This window comes from Brevibacillus panacihumi (genome assembly GCF_003710985.1).
In the GTDB taxonomy this organism is placed as follows: domain Bacteria; phylum Bacillota; class Bacilli; order Brevibacillales; family Brevibacillaceae; genus Brevibacillus; species Brevibacillus panacihumi.
On record NZ_RHHT01000039.1, the window covers coordinates 19,582 to 35,665 of the forward strand.

The window sequence follows — 16,084 nt, forward strand, 5'->3', positions numbered from 1 at the left end:
ACGGTTCAGCTGCAGCATCAACTGTCAGCCCTGGAAAAAAACCAGGAACGGCTGGAAAAAGCGGTACGCGACGAGATCGTCTTGAACCGGCAGGAATCCCATGCGGCCGCCAAACAACATCGGGAAGAGCTCTCCCGCTCGTTTCAGATGATGAGCCAAACCCTGGCGTCCACGCTGGCTTCGAATCAGCAAAACCTGCTGGCATCCATCGGGGAGATGTCTTCGCAGCAGAAACATTTGCTGGACAGCTTCTCCCGGCAAGTGGCGGAACTGACGCAAATGAACGAGCGAAAGCTGGACAAGGTCCGTGCTACGGTGGAAGAAAAACTGACCCACTTGCAGGAGGACAATAGCAAAAAGCTGGAGCAGATGCGCATGACGGTCGACGAAAAGCTGCATGCCACCTTGGAACAGCGTTTGGGCGACTCCTTCAAGCTGGTCAGCGAAAAACTGGAACAGGTCCACAAGGGACTCGGGGAAATGCAGACCCTCGCTTCCGGTGTTGGCGACCTGAAAAAAGTGCTGACCAATGTCAAAACGAGAGGAACGCTGGGGGAAATCCAGTTGTAAAATCTCCTGGAGCAGATCCTTACCGTTGAGCAGTACGAGAAGAACGTCGCCACCCGCAATGGCAGCAGCGAACGGGTCGAATTTGCCATCAAGCTGCCTTCCCGGGAAGAGAGCCGGCCGTTCATCTGGCTGCCGATTGACTCCAAATTTCCACTGGAGGACTATCAGCGATTGCTGGAGGCGCAGGAAACAGGGAATGTGCAGATGATCGCGGAAGCCGGGAAAAGCCTGGAGGCGAGGATCAAACTGGAGGCCAAACAGATCCGCGACAAGTACATTGAACCTCCATACACCACGGATTTTGCGGTCATGTTCCTGCCCATCGAGGGACTGTATGCAGAGGCGCTTCGCCGCACCGGCCTTTGGGAAGCGCTCCAGCGGGAGTACCGCGTGGTCATCACCGGCCCGACCACCCTGGCAGCTTTCCTGAACAGCCTGCAAATGGGCTTTCGGACATTGGCGATTCAGCAGCGCTCCAGCGAGGTCTGGCAGCTGCTTGGCGCCGTCAAGACAGAGTTCGGAAAATTTGGCGATGTCCTGGAAAAAACGCAGAAGAAACTGCAGGAAGCCAGCAATACCATTGAAACGGCGTCTGTTCGCACACGGGCGATCGAGCGGAAACTCCGGTCCGTACAGGAACTCCCGGCGGCAGAGGCGACCCGGCTGTTGCCGGAGTGGGAAATGACGTCGGTGGAGTAGTTCCACCAGGGGACAAAAGGGAAGAAACAAGTTTTCCATGGGAAAAAGGTGACCGCCTGCCGTTCATGCCAGAGCGTTCACCTTTTTCTGAATCGTTCACCTGCCCGTGCAAAAGAGCGTTACATCGCTTGCGCCTGCTCATACATCTGATGCAGCCTTTCCCTCCCCAGCGCGATGTCCGGATGGAACTGTATGGCTGCCTGCTGCCGCACGAGGCAGACCCGTTCCATCGCGTGCCGCAATGGTTCGGGTTCACGCAGTTTTCCCAGGTCGGCGGCGATGGAGAGGCCGGCAACGGTTCCCTGGGCGATGGCCACTTTGGCGCTTTCAATGCCGGTGATGTTGCCGGCGACATAAAGGCCGGGAAGGGAGGTCTGCATCCGTTCGTTGTGCAGCGGGACGTGTCCGCCCAGCGAGGGCAGGTAGGCAAAGGCACAACCGGCGACGGCAGCCAGTTCGGCCAGCGGGCTCAAGCCTCCGGCGATGCAGACGAAATCGGCAGGGATGATTTTTTCCGAGCCCGGAACCGGGACCCCTTCCGGCGAAATTCGGGCGATCCGCACGCCTTCCACCTGCCCGGTTCCCACGATTTCGAGAGCGGCCGTCCGCAGCTGAAAGGGGATGCCCCACATGCGGATTCCGCCGGACGGATAGAAGCGGATTCCCCGTTTTTGCAGGCCGAGGCTCTGCACCAGTCGGCTGCCCAGACGGATCAGGGGCGATGGGGCAAGATGGGCCACACGCAGCATGGACTCCATCACTTTCTCAGGATGGCCGGCAGATGATGTAACCGGACTGAGGGCAGGCAGCACCATGCGATCGACATGGATCCCCGCCAGCTGCAGTTCACGGGCGATGGCCACAGACAGTACGTTGATCCCGATCACGACGCCGCGTTCTCCCGGCCGTACGCGCTGCACATTGGTCATCACCTGCGCCGCGCCGATGGACATCACGCCCGGCAGTGTCCAGCCGGGAACCGGTACCGCGGTCTCCGAGGCTCCGGTGGCAAGCAGCAGCGCGGGAACCTCGCAAACTCCCTCCGTTGTGAATGCCTGCCAATTCCCGTCAGCTTTTGCAACGTTGTAGACAGACACTCCGCAGCGGATGTCTACCCCTGCCTGCAGAGCTTTGTCGTGAAGTTTCGCAGCTTCCTCCAGGCCGTTCCACCATTGGCCGTCCGGTTCCTCGTGGAGCTGTCCCAGCAGCCTGCCGCCGGGCCGGTAAAATTCATCTACCACGCGGACGGAAAGCCCCTGTTCCCTGCAGGCGAGGGCCGCCGACAAACCGGCTGGCCCGGCGCCCACGATCAGTACGTCTGTCACCCTTCCCTCAGTCCTTTCTGCAATAGTTGGCTGTCCCGGCCCTCGGACGAATCCTTCGCTTTTGGATGCTTTAGCGGAGCAGGCAGCCTTTCTCCGGAGAATACTTCCATATCCGCTTCCACCAGTGTCAGACACGCGCGCACGCCCGGCCGATTGTTGATGGTGACGCTCATTCATAACAGTGGCCAATGTTGCAGTAAAATCCACGAGGCGATCCGCTTTCTTCGTGCACGCGTAGCTGGCGGACTCCATGAGCCAGCAGCGCGGCGGCGACGGTGTCGCCATGCAGGGCGGTGTACGGTTTCCCGTTATATTGAAAAGTGAGCGTTTTTCCTGGCGCGATTGCGCCCAGCACAGGATGGTGTTGGATGCGTCTGTCCATATTACTCTGTCCCTCCAAGCATCGAGAAAGAAACGGGGCGGACGGGAGGCTGGCAGCCAAGCGGCATGTCGTGGCCCGGCGCCTGACTGGCCGACTCCTCCAGCATCGCCAGGATCAGGCTCCGGCAGGATCTTCCGCCGCAGGTTCCCATTCCCGCCCTTGTCCGCAGTTTGAGCTCCCGCGCCGAACAGCCATGGGCGGCGGCCGTCTGCAAAAGTTTGCCGAGGCCGACCTCCTCACAGCGGCAAATCACCATATCCGGGGATGTCATACTCCGTTCCTCCTCTTTTCTGCCTTCTTGTACGGCAAGTTTCTTGTTCTGCAAGGTTCATGCCGTGGGGAGACTTTCAAACTTCGGACTCCCGGCGAGGAACCAGGCAGTTCGTGCGTGCGGCTCGACGTGGCGGACCAGTGCGGTCGAGCGGCTCTTTTTTCATTGAATTGTCCAAAATTTTAGACATAACGGAACGAAATGTGTCCAAAATCTTGGGCATTGCCAACGGAGATCGATTCCCCCTTTCGATGGAGAGCCGTTTATGGAAGGGAAATACGCAGTTTGTTCAGTTTGTTGTACAGGGTGGCGCGGGATATTCCGAGCCGTTTGGCCGCTGCCAATCGCCTGCAGGATGACCCGTTTCTCGTGCTCTTCCAGCTCCTGCTGCAGGGAGAGAAGGTCTTCCCGGTTCTGAGAGGGGAAGGGTCTGTGTTTGTGGGGAAGGGAAAAGGGCAGGTCTTCTTCCTGAATGATTCCGTCTGTCGCAAAGACGACCAGCCGTTCCATCGTGTTTCGCAGTTCCCGTACATTTCCCGGCCAATCATGCTGCAGCAGCTTTTGCATCACGCTCTGCGAAAGGGTCTGGATCGGCCGATTGTAACGGAGCGAGAACTCGTACAGGAAGGTGTGGGCCAGTTCGATCGTATCGGCCATCCTTTCCCGCAGCGGCGGAATTTTCAGGCTGACGACATTCAGCCGGTAGAACAGGTCTTCACGAAACCTCCCTTCCCGGACGAGCGACTCCAAATCCTTGTTCGTCGCGGCCACAATCCGGAAGTCCGCTTCGATCTGCCGGGTGCCGCCAACCGCGTAATACTTCCTGTCCTGCAGCACACGCAGCAGTTTTACCTGCATCTCCAGGGGCAATTCCCCCACCTCGTCGAGGAACAGCGTGCCGCCTCGGGCCAATTCGACCAAACCTTTTTTTCCCTTTTGATCCGCCCCGGAAAACGCCCCTCGCTCGTAGCCAAACAATTCGCTCTCAAACAGCGTGGGGGCGATCGCACCGCAGTTGATCGCCACAAATGGAGCGTCGGGGCCCTCCCGTACATCGTGGATCGCCTTGGCAAACAGCTCCTTGCCGACGCCGCTTTCCCCCAGGATCAGCACCGTCGCTTCGGTGGAGTGAAGTTTCCGGATTTTGGCTTTGATCCGCTTGATTTCCGCGCTGGTCCCCTTGATGTCCCGAAAAGGATCGCGGGAAGGGCTGAGCTTCGCCATCTTCTGCTGAAGATCGTGGACTTTGCGTGTCGCGTTGAACAGTTCCTCGTTGAGCCGCACCTGGCTGGTGATGTCCGTCTCCGCTGCCACCGAACCGATGATCCGGTTCTGCAGCCGGATCGGGTTGGTGTTGATCAGCACAAACAGGTCCTCGCGGGGCTGATGCTGGCGGCGGTAGACCGATTCGCCTGTCTTCAATGTTTTCAACGTCTGCAGCATATCCAGCGGAAAAAAGTCGGTGATCGGCCTGCCCAGGATCTCCTCTGCCTTGATGGAAAAAATCTGTTCCGCCCCTTCCGTCCAGACCATCACATTGCCTTGCTCGTCGATGATGGAAATGGAAGTATCCATCGTTTGCAACATCGTCTCGAAGTAGGCATCCAGGTACTCATACGTCCGGTAGACGGTTTGCAGCAGGGTGGGCCTGCAGACGTATCCGATCGGACGGGAATCCTCGATCAGGACGTACGCATGCTTCAGCAAGAGCAAAATGACGAGGCCAAGCGGGCTCCCGGGGGCAACGGCGACAGTGCGCGTCCAGGGAAATGAGGGAGGTTCAACTCCCGGATTCGGGGCAGCGCTCAGAGAGGCAGCGGTTGTGACGAACAGCTCGCCATGGAACCGGGTAAAAACGGGTGTATCGGCTCGAGCTTGATTCAGCGCTGCGTCGATGCCGTTCTCGGTGTACACAAACGTGCGAACGATCAGGTCTTCCAGGGGGGGAAGCTTGTGTTTCAAGGGAACACCTCCCTTTTTGAACAGGCTTGGAAATTTTCACAATTTACAGGATATTATACAGAATCGAACGGAACTGTCAAAGGGTTTGGACATTTCTCCAGGCATGTTTTCATGTGCCGCCTGTGAACGCTTCCGCTTTTCCCCGGAATGCGCTGGAGCACCGCTTCCGTGCTCAACTGGCATGCCTTTTGCTATTTACGGGGCGTAGAAGTTCGAACTGGGGCAGCGAAGGGAGAGGAATGGATGACCAGCACATCACATGCGGAAGTGGTCGTGATCGGCGGCGGCATCATCGGAGGGGCGGTCGCGTACTACGCGGCGAAAGCGGGTCTTGCGGTGACGGTGGTGGAACGCGGAGAACTGGCCAGCGGCACCTCGTCCCGCTGTGACGGAAACATCCTGGCGATTGACAAGGACCCCGGCTTTGACAGCCAGATGTCGCTCAGAAGCCAGCAATTGGTGAAAGAACTGAGTCGGGAATTGGAGCATCCGTTCGAATACCGGGCCCCCGGCAGCATTCTCGTCTGCGAGTCGGAAGAGGAGATGGAGGCGGCGCAGGAATGGGTTCGCCGCCAGCGGGAGGCGGGACTTCCCTTCCGGATGCTCGACCGCGCTGACATCCGGCAAGAGTCTCCGTATTTTGCCGATGATCTGCTGGGCGGACTGGAGTGCGCCACCGATTCCACCGTAAACCCCTATCTGCTCACGTACTCCCTGTTTGAAGGGGCGAAACAGCACGGAGCCCGGATCCTGCTAAGAACCGAGGTAACCCGCTTCAAACGGGATTCGGCGACAGGCCGGTTTCACCTGCAGACGTCCCGCGGCGAACTGACTGCCAAACAGGTGGTGAACGCTGCCGGCATCTGGGCGCCGATGATCGGCCGCATGGTGGGGGTCGACATCCCGATCGTACCCAGAAAGGGACACCTGCTCGTCGCATCCCGTCAGGTTCCGGTCGGGCTGCGCAAGGTGATGGAATTCGGCTATCTGATCTCCAAGTTCGGCGGCCGGCGAAAAGCAGATCCGGAGACGGAAAAATACGGGGTGGCGCTGGTGTTTGAGCCGACCGAAAGCCAGAACTTCCTCATCGGCAGCAGCCGCCAGTTTGTCGGATTCAACACCAAGGTGGACCCGGCGGTGGTTGCCTGCATCGCGCGGCGGGCGACCCGTTTCTACCCGAAAATCAGGGACTTCACCGTCATCCGCACGTATTGCGGGCTGCGTCCCTGGACACCCGACCACCTGCCGATCATCTCGCGCGTCGAGGAAGTGCCGGGATTTTTCATCGCCGCCGGGCACGAGGGCGACGGCATCAGCCTGGCCGCCGTGACCGGAAAGGTGGTGAGTGAAATGCTGACGGAACAGGCGGAAACGTCGATTCCCCTGGGGCCGCTGCGCCATGATCGCTTTGCGAAAGAAAGGGAGGTGCGCCGATGAGAGCAAGTCATCTATTTTCCACCATCGACACCCATACCGGGGGGAATCCCACCCGGACCGTGATCAGCGGACTGCCCAGGCTGTACGGTCGGACGATGGCGGAAAGGATGCTGGAGATGAAGGCGGAACACGACTGGATCCGCCGGCTTCTCATGTTTGAGCCGCGCGGCCATGATGTAATGTCAGGGGCGCTGCTCGTGGAACCCTGCCATCCGGATGCCGATGTAGGGGTGATTTACATCGAAACGGGCGGCTATCTGCCGATGTGCGGCCACGATACGATTGGATTCTGCACCGCACTGGTGGAAACGGGCATGATCGCCGTGACCGAGCCGGTTACCACCCTGAAGCTGGACACTCCGGCCGGACTGGTGGAAGTGCGCATCGACGTGGATAACGGGAAGGCCAAGCAGGTGACGTTTCGCAACATTCCATCATTCCTGTACAAGCAGGACCTCGTGACAGTGGTGGAAGGGCTGGGCGAAGTGCGCTGCGATATCGCCTATGGCGGCAATTTTTACGCCATCACCGACGCGCGAAAGCTGGGGCTGGAACTGCTGCCATCCAATGCTTCCACGATTGTCGAGACCGCCGTGCGCATCCGCCAGTCGATCAACCGGACCGTGGAGGTGGTTCACCCCGAGTCGCCGTTTATCCGCGGCCTAACGCATGTGGAATTTTTCACCGATCCCACCCACCCGCAGGCGCATGTAAAGAATACGGTCGTGGTTCCGCCCGGCGGGATTGATCGTTCTCCCTGCGGAACCGGAACCTCCGCCAAGCTCGCCACCCTGTTTGCCAAAGGGGAAATCGGCATCGGCGAGGAGTTCGTCCACGAAAGCATTGTCGGTTCGCTGTTTCGCGGACAGGTGCTGGCAAAGACAGAGGTTGCCGGCTGTCCGGCGGCAGTCACGCAAATCACCGGGTCCGCCTGGCTGATGGGAATGCACAAGTTTTTTTACAATCCCGCCGATGAACTGGCGGAGGGTTTTTTGCTGATCCCGCCTGCCGAAGATCATTGACTGGAAAATTTCCGAAAATGCGAGAGGAGAGCGAAAACAATGACAAGATTTGCAGGTGTCTATGTAGCGTTGGTCACGCCGTTTACCCCGGATTGCGAGGTGGACTACAAGCGGCTGCACGAATTGTGCGACTGGCTGATTTCCCAGGGGGTTGACGGACTTGTGCCGTCCGGCTCGCTCGGCGAGTACGCGACGCTGACCAACGAGGAGCGCGCCAAGGTGATCGACACCGTCATCGAGGCCGCGGAAGGACGAGTGCCGGTTGTGGTCGGGACCGCGGCTCCCTCGACCAAGCAGGCGGCGGACTGGGTTCGCTACGCCAGGGAAGCGGGGGCTGCCGGCGTGATGGCGCTGCCTCCGATCAACTACCGGCCGCTGGAACACGAGGTGGTGGCGCACTTCGAAGCAATGAACAGCGTGGGTCTGCCGATTATTGCCTACAACAATCCGCTTGATTACAAAACCGATCTGACGCCCGATTTCCTGGCCAAACTCTCCCGCCTGGAAAACGTGGTGGCCGTCAAGGAATTTTCCGGGGATGTCCGCCGCATGCTGGAGATCCTGGAAAAAACCAATCTGGAAGTAATGGTCGGGGTTGACAACCTGACCCTGGAGGGCGCGATGGTCGGTGCGACAGGCTGGATCGCCGGGGTGCCGAACGCCTTGCCAAAAGAAGGCGTGGAGCTGTTCAACCTGTCCCGGGCTGGCAAACTGGAGGAGGCCATGGCGCTTTACCGCCGCCTGCTGCCGCTGTTTCGCTTCGACGCCAGCCCGCAGCTGGTCCAGTCGATCAAGTACATGATGGAGCTGGCCGGTTTTCCCGTCGGTCCCACGCGAGCGCCGCGGCTTCCGCTTCCGGATGCGGAGTACGAAGCGATCCGGCAGGCCTACCAGCACGCGGTCGGCGGAAAGTGAGGGAAGTCGGGATGCAGAGCAAAAACTGGATCGGTGGCGAATGGGTCACGCCTGCGGGAAGAGAGGTTGTCGTGCAAAACCCGTCGCAGCTGTCTGAAGAAGTGGGCGTTGTCCGGCTGTCCGACACTTCGCATGTGCGCCAGGCGGAGCAGGCCGCACGCCAGGCGTTTTCCCACTGGGCGGGGATGACGGGGGCGGCAAGGGGAGAAGTGCTGTACCGAATCGCGGCTGCGCTGGAGAAAGCGGCGGGGGAAGTGGCCGAACTGGCCAGCCGGGAAATGGGCAAGCCGATCGGGGAAATGCGGGGCGAAGTCACAAGAGGCGTCAATTTGCTCCGCTATTATGCCGCGGAAGGGGTGCGGTCCGTCGGCAGCGTGATCCCGTCCGCCGAACCGGATGTGCTGCAGTACACCCGACGCGTACCGCTGGGTGTCGTCGCGGTGATTACGCCGTGGAATTTTCCCGTGGCGATCCCGATCTGGAAAATCGCCCCTGCGCTGATTTGCGGCAACACCGTGATCTGGAAACCGGCGGAGAACGCTTCGCTTACGGCGGTGAGGGTGGCGGAGATATTTGCCGAAGCCCAGCTGCCGCCAGGGGTACTCAACCTGGTGATCGGCAAGGGAAGCGAGATCGGCCAGGCGCTGGTGGAGGAGATTCAGCCGGACGCGGTCAGCTTTACCGGCTCCACGGCCACGGGCAGGCAGATCGCCGCCGCCTGTGCAGCCCGAAATATCAAGTACCAGACGGAAATGGGCGGCAAAAACGCGGCTGTCGTGCTGCGCGACGCCGATTTGGAAAAAACCGTTCCCCTCGTGCTGAGTGGAGCGTTTCGTTCAGCCGGGCAAAAGTGTACGGCAACCAGCCGGATCATCGTCGAGCGGGAGGTCTGCGAGTCGTTCGCGGAACTTCTGCGGAAAGCGGTGGCAGCCTGCAAGGCGGGGCCGGCGCTGGATCCGGGCGCGTATCTCGGACCGGTGGCGTCGCATGCCCAGTACAGCAAGGTTTCGGAGTACGCCGCGATGGCGGAGCGCGAGGCGGATCTGGTGGCCCAGGGCGTTTTGCTCACCTCTCCGGATGAGGGCTACTACGTCAAGCCGATGGTCGTCTCGGGAGTGACGGAAGACCACGCGCTGGTGCAGGAAGAAGTGTTCGGACCGCTGGCTGTCCTTTTGCCCGCAGACGGCTTCGATCATGCCGTGACGCTGTGCAACCGTACCGTATACGGGTTGAGCGCCTCGCTGTTTACCCGCGATCTCTCCCGGGCCCACCGCTTTCTGGATCTGGCGCAGGCGGGGATGGTCCGGGTCAACCAGGAGACGGCGGGCGTGGAGTACCAGGCGCCGTTTGGCGGGATGAAGCTGTCCAGTTCCCACACCCGGGAACAGGGACAGGCCGCACTGGACTTCTACAGCGCGGTCAAAACCTGCGCGATCAAGCATACCTTGTGAGGAGGCTGGCATGAAAATCAGACAACTGTTCACGACAGTCGACACCCACACCGGAGGGGAGCCGCTGCGCATCATCACGGGAGGCATTCCGCCGCTGAAAGGCGAAACAATCCTGGAACGAAGGGCCTATTTTCGCGAACACCATGACGTCATTCGCCGCGCCCTGATGCACGAGCCGCGCGGACATCACGGGATGTACGGCTGCGTGATCGTTCCGCCGGTCAGCCCGGACGCTCATTTTGGCGTTCTATTCATGCACAATGAAGGATTCAGCACCATGTGCGGTCACGGGATCATCGGCGTGGTGACCGCGGCAATCGAGACGGGATATTTGCAGGTGGACGGGGAGACGCCGCAAATCGTGATCGACAGCCCCGCCGGGAAGGTGGTTGCCCGTGCGCGAGTGACAGAAGGTGAAGTCAAATCGGTTTCCTTTGAAAACGTGCCGTCGTTCGTCTTTGCGCAAGATGTCCCGCTAACTGTCAACGGAGTCTCCATTCAGGTCGACATCGCCTTTGGCGGAGCGTTTTACGCGGTGGTGCAAGCCGAAGACCTGGGAGTTCGCGTCGAAATTGACCAGTTGCCCGCTCTGCAGGACTGGGGGCAGGCGATCAAGGAGAGAATCGAAGCCGACATCTCCGTGCAGCATCCGCTGCAACCGCAGCTGCAGGGCATATATGGGGTGATCGTATCCGACGAACCGAAAAAAGCGGGGTCCCACCTGCGAAACGTCACGATTTTCGCCGACAGGCAGATTGACCGCTCTCCCTGCGGCACGGGTACATCCGCCCGGCTGGCGACACTGTACCAAAGATGACAGATCGCGATGGCAGAACCGTTTGTTCACGAGGGAATTGTCGGCAGCCAATTCACAGGCACGGTGATTGGCACGACCAGGGTAGGTGATTTTCCGGCCATCATCCCCACCATCGAGGGAAACGCGTTTGTCACAGGCTTGCACCAGTTTGTCATCGATCCGGAAGACCCCCTGGGTGACGGGTTCTTGCTCGGTTGATAACCGGGGAAAACCTTGGGAATCCAAAGGAGGCGTGTTTGCGCGGGAAACCATGCGCGGGCACGTCTTTCGTCATGTGCCTGTTTGTGAATCTGCGAAAACAAAGGGAGCCGGAAGCCGCCGGCTCCTTTTGCGAAGAGAGCTGGTTTATTCTTGTCTTGAGCGGGCCATTTGCAACCCTCTCTGATAGTATTCTTCCTGTACGCTCTCAGGCACCAGACTGCCTCCGGTGCCCCAGACAATGTGAGTGGCCTGTTTCATCGACAAATTCTGTTTCTCGATATAGCGCCGCCCTTCCGCACTTCCCGCCAAACGGGAGGGGCCGCACATCCCCGCCAGAGCGGATGGCTCCATGCGAATGCCTTGCTGGTCGCGCAGGGCGGCCAGCAGTACCAGCAGTTCATCATCCTCTACGGTATAAATCCCGCTAAGAAGGGTTTCGATCGTTCTTCCGACGAAACGGGAGGGACGTCCAACCGCGAGACCGTCCGCTTCGGTCTTGTTGTCAATCCCGAAGTCCTGAACGGAGATTTGATCGTGAAGGCCGGTCATCAATCCCAGCAGCATGCAGGGAGAGTGGGTCGGTTCCGCGAAAAAGCAATGAACATGATCGCCGAATACCTGCTTCAAACCAAACGCGACGCCCCCGGGCCCTCCACCCACTCCGCACGGCAGGTAAACAAACAGCGGATGTTCGCGGTCAACCGTGATTTGCAGGGCATCCAGCTGATTTTTCAGGCGATAGGCAGCAACGGCATACCCGAAAAACAAGTCCTTGGAATTTTCATCGTCAATGAAATAGCAGGAAGGATCGGCTGCCGCCTGTTTCCTGCCCTCTTCCACCGCTTTGCTGTAATCGGACGCATGCTCTGCCACGTTGACCCCTTTGCTGCGGAGCAACTCTTTTTTCCACTCTTTGGCGTCGGCCGACATGTGGACCGTGACCTGGAATCCAAGTTGGGCACTTATGATGCCGATGCTGAGACCCAGGTTGCCCGTTGAGCCGACGGCGATGGAGTGCCGGGAAAAGAGTTCCCTGAACGCGTCTGTGGAAAACTTTGCGTAATCGTCGCCCGGCGTAAGCAGGCGATGGGTCAACGCCAGATCCTCGGCATGTTTCAGCACCTCGTAGATTCCGCCCCGAGCCTTGATCGATCCGGCAATCGGCAGATGGCTGTCGCATTTCAGCCACATTTTTCCGGGAATCGCGATCTGTTGCACCGATTCCAGATAAGATTGCATCTCGGGTATGGGGAGGAGCGGAGATTCGATCAACCCATCTGTCTTTCGGGTCTCGGGAAAAGCGGATTGCAGGTAAGGGGCAAAGCGTACCAGGCGCGCTTCCGCATCGCGTATATCCTCTTCCCGCAATGGGAGTCCCGCCCCTTGCCGGAAGGATTCGTAATGTTCGTTTAGCCAAAATGCTTCTTCTGTCGCGATGAGGGAAGAAAGCAGCGGGTATGCTTTCTTCCATTCCTGCAGCGTCCGGCCGTGAATATTCAGATTATCGTCCACGCGTGAATCCCCCTTGACCACTGTTCTTTTTGGATCCGGCTGGTTGGCGATTTCCAGCGAATCTGGTATACGAAAGGCAGAAAATGCGTACAATGCGAAAGGAGCCGGTTGCCTCCGACTCCTCCCTGCAACAGCCGCTTTTTTGAGCGGTCGGCTTACAAACGTTCTTGGAAATAGACCGGTTGCCTTTGGTGAGGGCGGTCTATTTCTTTTTGTTTTGGTTAATCGCTGTAACGATGGAGACAACGAGCGCCAGCAGCGCGACAAGCAGCATACAGAAGCTGATCATCAGCGTCAGCCAGCCGACCGCCCTTGCAAGCCTGTTCTGTCCACGGAAATTATAGCATACAGGCGATAGGTATACCAGATTATGGGTTTTTCCTGCACAAAAGAAAGTGAATTTTCTTTCTTATTGACAAAATCCCCCAAGTAAAGAGGAAATAAAATTTATTTCATGAATACATATATATTTTCCTATTTCCAAAGGTGGATTTCCATGGATAAGACACAACGCCTCTTTTTCATCGTGACAACGATTCAACAGCGGCCCGGAATAACCGCTCCCGAACTTGCCCAATTGACCGGAACGTCAGTCAGAAGCATCTACCGGGACATCAAAGACCTGGACAAATGCGGGATCCAGGTGCTGCTGCAGGGAAACAAAGGCTATTACATCATTGACAACCATATTCAGACACAGGGGAAACTTGGGGCCGAGGAATACCTGGCCATCTCCCTGTATCCCATGCTGGCCAGTCCATTCAAAACAAAGGGACACCCTTTTCAGAAATCGTTTCAGTCTGCCATGAAAAAGATCCTGACGCGCTTCAGGGTAAATGACGACCTGCTGCATTTGAGCAAACGCATCCGCATCCATACGGAGCCTGCTGCCAACGCCGACCAGGATCTGATCATGCAGCGGATCATCGAAGCGATTGTGCAGGACGTGACGATTTCCTGCGCATATTACACGATGTCGCGGGAAGACCTGACCAGGCGCATGATCGATCCCTACTACCTGGTTCCCCGCGCCGGCCATCTCTACCTGATCGGATTCTGCCACTTGCGCGGGGAAGTGCTTACTTTCCGCCTCAACCGGTTCCATTCCATTGAACTGACCCATAAGAAGTTTTTCATCGAGGATGATTTTCAGATCGACGCTTATTTGGACAAGCTGTGGGGAATCAAGGCAGATGGCAGGGAAACCACTTTTACCGTGCGGTTTTCCCGGGATGTCGCCCGTTACATCAAGGAGCACCGGTACGATTCAAAACCCCAACTGGAAGATCTGGCTGACGGTTCTCTGCTGCTGCGGGTCACGACGCGCGGGGCGGAAGAGTTCTTGCGCTGGATGAAACAGTACGGAAAGGACGCGGAGCTTTTGGAGCCTGCGGAATACCGGCGGCAGCTGCTGGAAGAGTATCGGATATTGGCCGATATGTACGGCCAGCAGAAGTGAAAGACAGATACGATCGTGCAAGCGATGGAGGAAAGACATGAATGGACGGCTGTTCGCCCAGGCCTTGTGTTCTCTTCAGGGCAATGAGCTGCGCATGGTGCATGCGCTGTGCTGCGATACGGGCATCATGGATATTCTGGCAACCAAAATGCAAGATCTGTTTCACCGCAAGACGAATCCCTTCATCCAGAAACTGAATGAGAAAGCGAATGCGCTCAAGCATCGTCCCGACGAAGAGCTGCAGCTGGACATCCTGCTGGAGATGGCGAAACGTCTGGAAGTGCGCGGCAGCCATCTGCTCACCGATCAGGAAGTGGAAGAGTTCGCCGGACAAATCGTGGAGAGAGCGGACCAAGGGATGGCGAAACAGGATTCCCGGTACCGCGACTACAAAGCGAAACATCCGGGCATGGACCCGCTGCAGACCATGGTCCGCTTCCAGCTGGACCAACTGCTGGCGCAGGCGGGAAAAGAGATGGATGCGGCATCCCCCGAGAAACAGCGGGAGTACCTGGAAAAAGTGCAAGCGTTCATCGAATCCATGCCGGATGAGAAACAGGACCAGATCAAGCAGCGGTTGGGTGTCGAGCAATTGACCCGCGACGTGCTGCAAAAAATTGTCGTCACCAGCGGAGCCAGCATTCTGTTTGCCGTCATCGTGGAAGTGAGCGGATTCGCCTTTTATACGTCCGCTGTTTCCCTGTTGGCCTCACTGGCGGGGCTTGTGGGCGTGACGCTTTCTTTTGGCACCTATACCGTGTTGACCTCTACCGTGGCCATCTTGGCCAATCCGCTCTTTCTTGTCATGCTGCTGGGCGGGGGCGGATTCTATCTGTACCGTGCGCAGACCCGGAAGTTTCAAAACAAGATGGTGCCGATCCTGATTCTGCAAATTGCCCTGCCTGCCTTGGGCGCATTCCGGCAGCCCGTCTCCTACAGCCCCTTGCAGGGAAGGTGGCAGGCTGCCTTTGAGCAGCACTGGAAGCTGCGGGCAGAAATGGGGGAGCACCAGCAGCATGTAGATGAGTACATCCGGCAAATCGCTGCCTGCAAGGAAGAGATTCGCCGGGCGGAGCAGAGGATCGCGGAGCGGGAACGGCATATCGCCCGTACGCATTCAGAGGTGAAAAGGCGGCTGGAAAAGGCAAACCTGGCGCAACTGGGAATATCGGAAAAGTTTGACCTGCTTGCTGCTCGCTATGAAGAGATCGGCCGGGAAATCGAACGAATACGGCAGAATCGGCAATCCCGGGAGTATGGATTCCTGGGCTGGGCGAAGCAGAAAATGAAATCTGCCGCTGCCTTCGTGGAAACCTCCCGTTTGCAAAACCAGCGAAAAGAGCTGCTGGACAAACTCGCGGGTGAGGTTATTTCCGCTGAGCAGGAATGGGGCAGAGCGGAAAGAGAGCAGATCCGCTCTGCCAGGCAGGAGTGCCAAAGTTTGCGTCACCAGCTGACGGCATTGCAACGAAAGCGGGGAGAGCTGGAGACGGCACTGGCTCAGCACCAGACTGCGGCAGCAAGATTGGAGCAGGAGATCGGCAGTCTGGAACAACAGTTCTACGGGTTGCAGCATGTGTAAGGAAGGCGTGATGAGTTGATGAGAGGGATACCAAATCCGGCTTTTTGGACGTTGTGGAAGCAAGGCAGGTACAGGGAAGCGCTCAGAGAGCCGCTCCGACCGGTCAAACCGCAAAGGGAGCAAGGGCGGCTGCAAGCCTTTTTGTTCGGCAGCGCGGAGGAAATGAAGCAGACCTTCAGCATCACGGCGGTCAGCGCCGGGGATTTTCTGTACGACTATTTCCGCCTGGACCCGACCGTGATGGAAGGCATCGACTTTTCCCGGGCGGAGGATTTGTCTTCCCTGTTCGCCTTTTCCCGCTTTGCCGGAACGGTGGACACGACGGTGAATACCGGGGACATCGCGCAGATCCAGGGGTACGTCGCAGAGCGGATGGTGGCGGCGGAACTGCAGGCGAAAGGTCACGATGTGGAGTTCCCGCAAACCTCCAACCAGGCAGGCTACGACCTGCTGGTGGACGGCCAGCGCGCCCAGCAAGC

12 protein-coding genes and 3 pseudogenes are annotated in these 16,084 nt (G+C 58.4%); 9 read left to right on the forward strand and 6 right to left on the reverse strand.

Going from position 1 to position 16,084, the window contains the following annotated elements:
• Positions 1–279: 279 nt before the first annotated feature.
• Positions 280–1,269 (forward strand): annotated as a pseudogene (locus EDM58_RS17920) (DNA recombination protein RmuC).
• A 119-nt stretch (positions 1,270–1,388) separates the two neighbouring features.
• Here EDM58_RS17920 and EDM58_RS17925 read toward each other — a convergent pair.
• The 4 genes and pseudogenes from EDM58_RS17925 to EDM58_RS26560 form a co-directional block, all read right to left on the reverse strand.
• Positions 1,389–2,594 (reverse strand): NAD(P)/FAD-dependent oxidoreductase, encoded by a 1,206-nt coding sequence (locus EDM58_RS17925; RefSeq protein WP_122914536.1) that lies wholly within the window; start codon positions 2,592–2,594, stop codon positions 1,389–1,391.
• Positions 2,591–2,976: pseudogene (locus tag EDM58_RS17930) on the reverse strand ((2Fe-2S)-binding protein). Before EDM58_RS17930 ends, EDM58_RS17925 begins: the two are co-directional and overlap by 4 nt.
• Position 2,977: 1 nt before the next feature.
• Positions 2,978–3,247: a (2Fe-2S)-binding protein gene (locus tag EDM58_RS17935; protein ID WP_122914537.1), complete on the reverse strand. Its 270-nt coding sequence runs from the start codon at positions 3,245–3,247 to the stop codon at positions 2,978–2,980.
• A 162-nt stretch (positions 3,248–3,409) separates the two neighbouring features.
• A complete protein-coding gene (locus tag EDM58_RS26560) occupies positions 3,410–5,209 on the reverse strand; it encodes a sigma-54 interaction domain-containing protein (RefSeq protein WP_425455628.1) in 1,800 nt (599 codons plus the stop codon).
• Between the two features lie 243 nt (positions 5,210–5,452).
• Here EDM58_RS26560 and EDM58_RS17945 point away from each other — a divergent pair, with 243 nt between their 5' ends.
• The 5 genes and pseudogenes from EDM58_RS17945 to EDM58_RS17965 all read left to right on the forward strand — a co-directional run bounded on the left by EDM58_RS17945 (position 5,453) and on the right by EDM58_RS17965 (position 11,049).
• Entirely contained in the window at positions 5,453–6,646 is a 1,194-nt protein-coding gene (locus tag EDM58_RS17945) for an NAD(P)/FAD-dependent oxidoreductase (RefSeq protein WP_122914538.1), read from the forward strand.
• Positions 6,643–7,668, forward strand: coding sequence for a proline racemase family protein (locus EDM58_RS17950; RefSeq protein ID WP_122914539.1), 1,026 nt, complete (start codon positions 6,643–6,645; stop codon positions 7,666–7,668). The genes EDM58_RS17945 and EDM58_RS17950 overlap by 4 nt, the downstream gene beginning before the upstream one ends.
• Positions 7,669–7,707: 39 nt before the next feature.
• A complete protein-coding gene (locus EDM58_RS17955; protein ID WP_122914540.1) occupies positions 7,708–8,583 on the forward strand; it encodes a dihydrodipicolinate synthase family protein in 876 nt (291 codons plus the stop codon).
• An 11-nt stretch (positions 8,584–8,594) separates the two neighbouring features.
• On the forward strand, positions 8,595–10,034 hold the full coding sequence (locus EDM58_RS17960) for an aldehyde dehydrogenase family protein (RefSeq protein ID WP_122914541.1): 1,440 nt from the start codon (positions 8,595–8,597) through the stop codon (positions 10,032–10,034).
• 10 nt (positions 10,035–10,044) lie between these two features.
• Positions 10,045–11,049, forward strand: a pseudogene (locus tag EDM58_RS17965) (proline racemase family protein).
• 147 nt (positions 11,050–11,196) lie between these two features.
• Here the strand turns inward: EDM58_RS17965 and EDM58_RS17970 are convergent.
• Both EDM58_RS17970 and EDM58_RS26050 read right to left on the reverse strand, forming a co-directional pair.
• Complete coding sequence (locus EDM58_RS17970; RefSeq protein ID WP_122914546.1) at positions 11,197–12,564, reverse strand: D-serine ammonia-lyase; 1,368 nt, start codon at positions 12,562–12,564, stop codon at positions 11,197–11,199.
• 202 nt (positions 12,565–12,766) lie between these two features.
• The gene (locus tag EDM58_RS26050) at positions 12,767–12,853 is read right to left on the reverse strand and encodes a putative holin-like toxin (protein WP_221175425.1); all 87 of its coding nucleotides are present in this window, start codon (positions 12,851–12,853) and stop codon (positions 12,767–12,769) included.
• A gap of 207 nt (positions 12,854–13,060) precedes the next feature.
• Here EDM58_RS26050 and EDM58_RS17975 point away from each other — a divergent pair, with 207 nt between their 5' ends.
• From EDM58_RS17975 to EDM58_RS17985, 3 genes are all read left to right on the forward strand, one after another.
• The gene (locus EDM58_RS17975; protein WP_122914542.1) at positions 13,061–14,023 is read left to right on the forward strand and encodes a helix-turn-helix transcriptional regulator; all 963 of its coding nucleotides are present in this window, start codon (positions 13,061–13,063) and stop codon (positions 14,021–14,023) included.
• A 37-nt stretch (positions 14,024–14,060) separates the two neighbouring features.
• The gene (locus EDM58_RS17980) at positions 14,061–15,605 is read left to right on the forward strand and encodes a coiled-coil domain-containing protein (protein ID WP_122914543.1); all 1,545 of its coding nucleotides are present in this window, start codon (positions 14,061–14,063) and stop codon (positions 15,603–15,605) included.
• Between the two features lie 18 nt (positions 15,606–15,623).
• A partial coding sequence (locus tag EDM58_RS17985; RefSeq protein WP_221175424.1) for a hypothetical protein occupies positions 15,624–16,084 on the forward strand: 461 nt, incomplete at its 3' end.